This is a genomic window from Acrocarpospora macrocephala, assembly GCF_009687865.1.
Taxonomy (GTDB): Bacteria; Actinomycetota; Actinomycetes; order Streptosporangiales; family Streptosporangiaceae; genus Acrocarpospora; species Acrocarpospora macrocephala.
Map to the genome: position 1 here is coordinate 1 of NZ_BLAE01000142.1, position 4,650 is coordinate 4,650.

General features: G+C 65.2%; 5 protein-coding genes. All 5 read left to right on the forward strand.

What is annotated here, in order from left to right:
* Nucleotides 1-468: heterodisulfide reductase-related iron-sulfur binding cluster (locus tag Amac_RS53230; protein ID WP_170323109.1), on the forward strand; the 468-nt coding region annotated here is incomplete at its 5' end.
* Nucleotides 465-1,859 carry a lactate utilization protein B gene (locus tag Amac_RS53235; RefSeq protein WP_155362053.1) on the forward strand — a complete coding sequence of 465 codons (1,395 nt, stop codon included), beginning with the start codon at nt 465-467 and terminating at the stop codon, nt 1,857-1,859. The genes Amac_RS53230 and Amac_RS53235, both read left to right, overlap by 4 nt.
* Entirely contained in the window at nt 1,856-2,437 is a 582-nt protein-coding gene (locus Amac_RS53240; RefSeq protein ID WP_155362054.1) for a LutC/YkgG family protein, read from the forward strand. The genes Amac_RS53235 and Amac_RS53240 overlap by 4 nt, the downstream gene beginning before the upstream one ends.
* Nucleotides 2,438-2,459: 22 nt before the next feature.
* Nucleotides 2,460-3,542 (forward strand): GNAT family N-acetyltransferase, encoded by a 1,083-nt coding sequence (locus Amac_RS53245; protein WP_170323110.1) that lies wholly within the window; start codon nt 2,460-2,462, stop codon nt 3,540-3,542.
* A gap of 79 nt (nt 3,543-3,621) precedes the next feature.
* A complete protein-coding gene (locus Amac_RS53250; protein ID WP_155362056.1) occupies nt 3,622-4,542 on the forward strand; it encodes a sirohydrochlorin chelatase in 921 nt (306 codons plus the stop codon).
* The last annotated feature ends 108 nt before the right edge of the window (nt 4,543-4,650 follow it).

A 4,650-nucleotide genomic window follows, 5' to 3' on the forward strand; every position in this document is an offset into this window, starting at 1 on the left:
GGTGGGGAGAGAGGCAGGGCCTGGGGAGAGGTGGTCGATGAGGTAGTGCCGAAGGTTTATGACCTTTCGGAGTTCTTGGTGGATGTGTTGGGGGTCACGGATGTGGGGGCTTATTTCCCGCATCGGGTGACTTATCATCCGACGTGTCATTCGTTGCGGGGGTTGCATTTGGGGGATCGGCCGCGGCGGTTGTTGGAGGGGGTGCGAGGGTTGGAGTTGGTGGCGTTGCCGGGGGCGGAGGAGTGTTGTGGGTTCGGGGGGACGTTTGCGATTAAGAATCGCGATATCTCGGCTGCCATGTGTGCGGATAAAGTGGGAAATGTCATGAAGACGGGGGCAGAAGTGCTCTGTGCTGCGGATAATTCTTGTTTGATGCATATCGGGGGGACGCTCCACCGGCAGAAGTCGGGGGTTCGGGTCATGCATCTGGCGGAGATCCTCGCGGCCACGGAGGGTGGGGCTCGATGAGTCAGACATTCGTGGGGATGCCGTCATTCCCGAAAAATGCTGCGAAAGCCGTACAAGACTCGCAGTTGAGGTTTAATCTTCGGAAGGCTACGCATACGATTCGGGGTAAACGTGCCGCCGTAGTCGGGGAGTTGCCGGATTGGGCGGAACTGCGGCAGGCGGGTAAGGCGATCAAGGATCATACGCTTCGTAACCTTGAGGAATATCTGCTGCAATTGGAGGCGGCGGTTTCGGCTGCCGGTGGGACGGTGCACTGGGCCAAGGACGCCGAGGAAGCCAACCGTATCGTCGCCGACCTGGTCAAAGCTACCGGCGAGACCGAAGTCGTCAAGGTCAAGTCGATGGCGACGCAGGAGATCGGACTCAATGAGGCACTTGAGGCGGAAGGCATCAAGGCTTATGAGACCGACCTCGCCGAGCTGATCGTGCAGCTTGGGAATGATTGGCCGTCACATATCCTGGTTCCGGCGATTCATCGTAATCGAGCGGAGATCCGGGAGATTTTCCTGGAGCACATGGAGGATGTGCCGCCGGGCCTGACCGATGAGCCGAGAGCCCTCGCCGAGGCGGCGCGACTGCATCTCCGGGAACGTTTCCTCCGCGCGAAAGTCGCGATTTCCGGCGCGAATTTCATGATTGCGGAGACAGGCACGCTCGTCGTCCTGGAATCCGAGGGTAACGGCCGCATGTGCCTGACCCTGCCGGAAACCCTGATCAGCGTCGTGGGAATCGAGAAGTTGCTCCCGACCTGGCGGGATCTGGAGGTCTTCCTGCAATTGCTGCCGCGCAGTTCTACAGGAGAACGGATGAATCCGTACACCTCAATGTGGACAGGCGCGGTCGAAGGGCAAGATTTCCACCTCGTTCTGCTCGACAACGGACGTACCGACGTTCTAGCCGACGAAGTCGGGCGGCAGGCATTGCGGTGTATTCGTTGCTCGGCGTGCCTGAACGTCTGCCCGGTATACGAACGGGCCGGCGGACACGCGTACGGATCCGTCTATCCCGGGCCGATCGGCGCGATTCTCACACCACAGTTGCGCGGCATGAACACCGAACTGGACCGATCGCTCCCGTTCGCGTCCTCCCTCTGCGGCGCGTGCTACGAGGTGTGCCCGGTCGCGATCGACATCCCCGCCGTGCTCATCGATCTGCGGGCAAAAGCCAAACATCCCCGCACCGAACGGATGGGCATGGCCGCCGCGGGCTGGGTCTTCAACCGTTCGGTACGGCTCGCGCGGGCCCAACGCTTCGGCGGACGTATGCGGAGACTGGTCCCCAAAAGGCTCCCCGGCCCGCTGTCGGCCTGGACCGACACCCGCGACCTTCCCGACATCCCCAAAGATTCCTTCCGCGCCTGGTGGAACCGGACAGAAGGCGGCACCCGATGACCTCCCGCGACGTGATCCTCGCCCGGATCCGCTCCGCCGTCGCGAACGCCCCCGACGTGGAGATCCCCCGGAACTATCAAGGCGCAGGAGCGCACAGAGAAGACATAGTCGAACATTTCGCCGAACGAGTCCGTGACTACCGCGCCGTGGTTCATATCATCAACGCGGCAGAAGTCCCCGACGCCCTCCGCGACGCGCTGAACAGACGAGAAGCCGAACGGGTCGTCGTCCCTGAAGGATTTCCTACCGATTGGCTCGCCGAATCGATGGTCGAGGATCTGACGACCGTGGACGCCGTGGTCACCACCTGCGCCGTCGCGATCGCCGAAACCGGGACGATCGTGCTCGACGCGGGCGCCGGCATGGGCCGCCGAGCCCTCACCCTCGTCCCCGACTACCACCTGTGCGTCGTCCGTGCGGACCAGATCGTCCCCGGCGTGCCCGACGCTCTCGCCAGACTCGACCCCGTACGCCCCCTGACCTGGATCAGCGGCCCTTCCGCGACAAGCGACATCGAACTCAACCGCGTCGAAGGCGTGCACGGCCCCCGAACACTTGAGGTGATCATCTCGATCTAACGCCATGCCGTACCGTATGGGCGTGTTCGACGAACATCTCACGATCCAAACCGAACGCCTGATCTTGCGGCACTTCGGCCCGAGCGACGCGGCCCAAGTGCGGGCGATCGTCCAGGAAGGCAACCATTCGACCGCCCTGCCGCCCGGCGCTCCCGGCTACGCGGGGGGAATCGCGCAGTGGCTGTCCCATGGCGTACACGAACTGCGTAAATCCGGTCAGGGCTTGCACCTGGCCATCCAAGCCGCAGGCACCATCATCGGCGCGATCAGCCTCTTCAAAACCCACTGGGGGACAGGCACCACCGAAGTGGGCTACGGCATACATCCCGACCATCGAGGACGTGGCTACGCCCCGGAGGCCGTACGCGGACTGGCCGAGTGGGCGCTCGGGCCCGCGCGGCTGCGCCGGATCGAGTTGCGCGCCACGGTGGAGAACTCCGCGTCCATCCGGGTCGCGGAGAAAGCCGGATTCACCCGGGAAGGTGTGCTTCGCGGCGCCGGATTCGAGGACGACGGCCCGCATGACGTCGTCGTCTTCGGCCTGCTGCGCGGCGAGACCGGCCCCACGTTCGGCGGACGCCTCGACAGCCCCCGCCTGATCCTGCGCCCTTTCGGCAAACGCGACGCCTTCGACCTGCTCGCGGCGGTCAAGGACGACGCCGAGATGAACCGCTGGATGCCGTGGGCTCCTGGCTACACCCTGGAACGTGCCCTCGACTGGTGCACCAGGCTGGCGCATTCCGATCGGGTCAACGGCCTGACATTCGCGCTCGAACCCCGCGATGGCGGGCGGCTGGCCGGCGCCGTCGGCGTGCACCGGGCCGACCAGGAGCGCGGCGACGTCGAGATCGGCTACTGGGTCTCGCCATGGGCGCGTCGCCAGGGGTACGCCGCGGAGGCCACCAAAACGGTTGCCAGCTGGCTGCTCGCGCAGGGGTACATCCGGGTGCAGCTGACCATCGCGACCGGGAACGTGGGCAGCCGCGCGGTCGCGCGACGGGCGGGTTTCACCGAGGAGGGCATCCTCCGGAAAGGCCTCCCGATTCCGGGCGGACGCACCGATGCCATCCTCTACAGCCTGCTCCAGGAGGAACTCCAACCTTAAATGACAGGTCAAGGATCCCCCATGGCCCAGTACCGTCCGCTATTGTCACGATCCGGACAAGGCATGGGAGATCGGTGAGATGAAACCGCCGCTGGTGCTCATCGGGCACGGCACGCACGATGAGACGGGCGTCGCTGAATTCGGCCGTTTCGTGCACCGGCTGCGATGCCGGCTGGACGGCGTGGTCGCCGATGTGACCGGCGGCTTCATCACCAAGGCCCGGCCGCCGCTGAGCGACTCGATCACCTCCCTGGTGGCCCGCGGCCACCACCACCTGATCGCGTTGCCGCTCAGCCTCACCAACGACCGGCGCGCCCTGGGCGACATTCCTGGCACGCTCGCGTTGGAGCAGGAACGGCACCCTACGCTTGGATACGACCTGGCCCGTCCGCTTGGTCCAGACCCGCGCGTGCTCGAACTCCTCGCCGAACGTCTCGCCGACGCTCAGGCGGACATGCCCCATCTGGTACGGACCGAGCCCTTCCGCCTCACCGACGAGGAGCCTGAGCGCATCACTCCTGGTGAGACCGCCATCGTCCTGGTGGGTCACGGTTCTACGAATGTGTCCGTGAACGCGGAGGTGCATCGGGTTTCTCGGCTCTTCTGGGAGACCCACGCGGCCGAGTTTCTGACCGTCGAGACCGCGTACGTGTCGCACGCTCGTCCCGGCGTTCCCGGCGGCCTGGAGCGCTGCCGCCGCCTCGGGGCGAAACGGGTGATCGTACTGCCGTATCTGCTGTTCGCCGGGGGTGTGTTGGAGCGGATTTGGGCGCAGGCGCTCGCGTATGGGGCCAATCATGAGGGCATCGACATCCGGTGCGCCGAAGTCATTGGCGACTGCGAGGGACTGGCCGACGTGGTCATCGATCGCTACGAGGAAGCCCTTTCCGACGCGGCCGAGTGGAGCGCCCGCCAGCGCGTACAACAGGCCCTGACGGTCCAGCGTTTTCCCCGCTCCCGCACCGCAACCACCTACGCCGAAGAACCCACCCCGGTGTAACCTCCTGCTTTTCCTCGGCTCCGCCGGGTTTGTTGCCGGGTTGTCCCACCCACCCAGCCCTTTGTTTTTCCTCGGGCTCCGCCCGCCCCCGCCAGCACCGTGGTCGCC

Bases quoted from the DNA above. Each gene is read 5' to 3' on its own strand.
- Amac_RS53235 (WP_155362053.1), top strand. From the start codon at position 465: ATGAGTCAGACATTCGTGGGGATGCCGTCATTCCCGAAAAATGCTGCG.
- Amac_RS53240 (WP_155362054.1), top strand. From the start codon at position 1,856: ATGACCTCCCGCGACGTGATCCTCGCCCGGATCCGCTCCGCCGTCGCG.
- Amac_RS53250 (WP_155362056.1), top strand. From the start codon at position 3,622: ATGAAACCGCCGCTGGTGCTCATCGGGCACGGCACGCACGATGAGACG.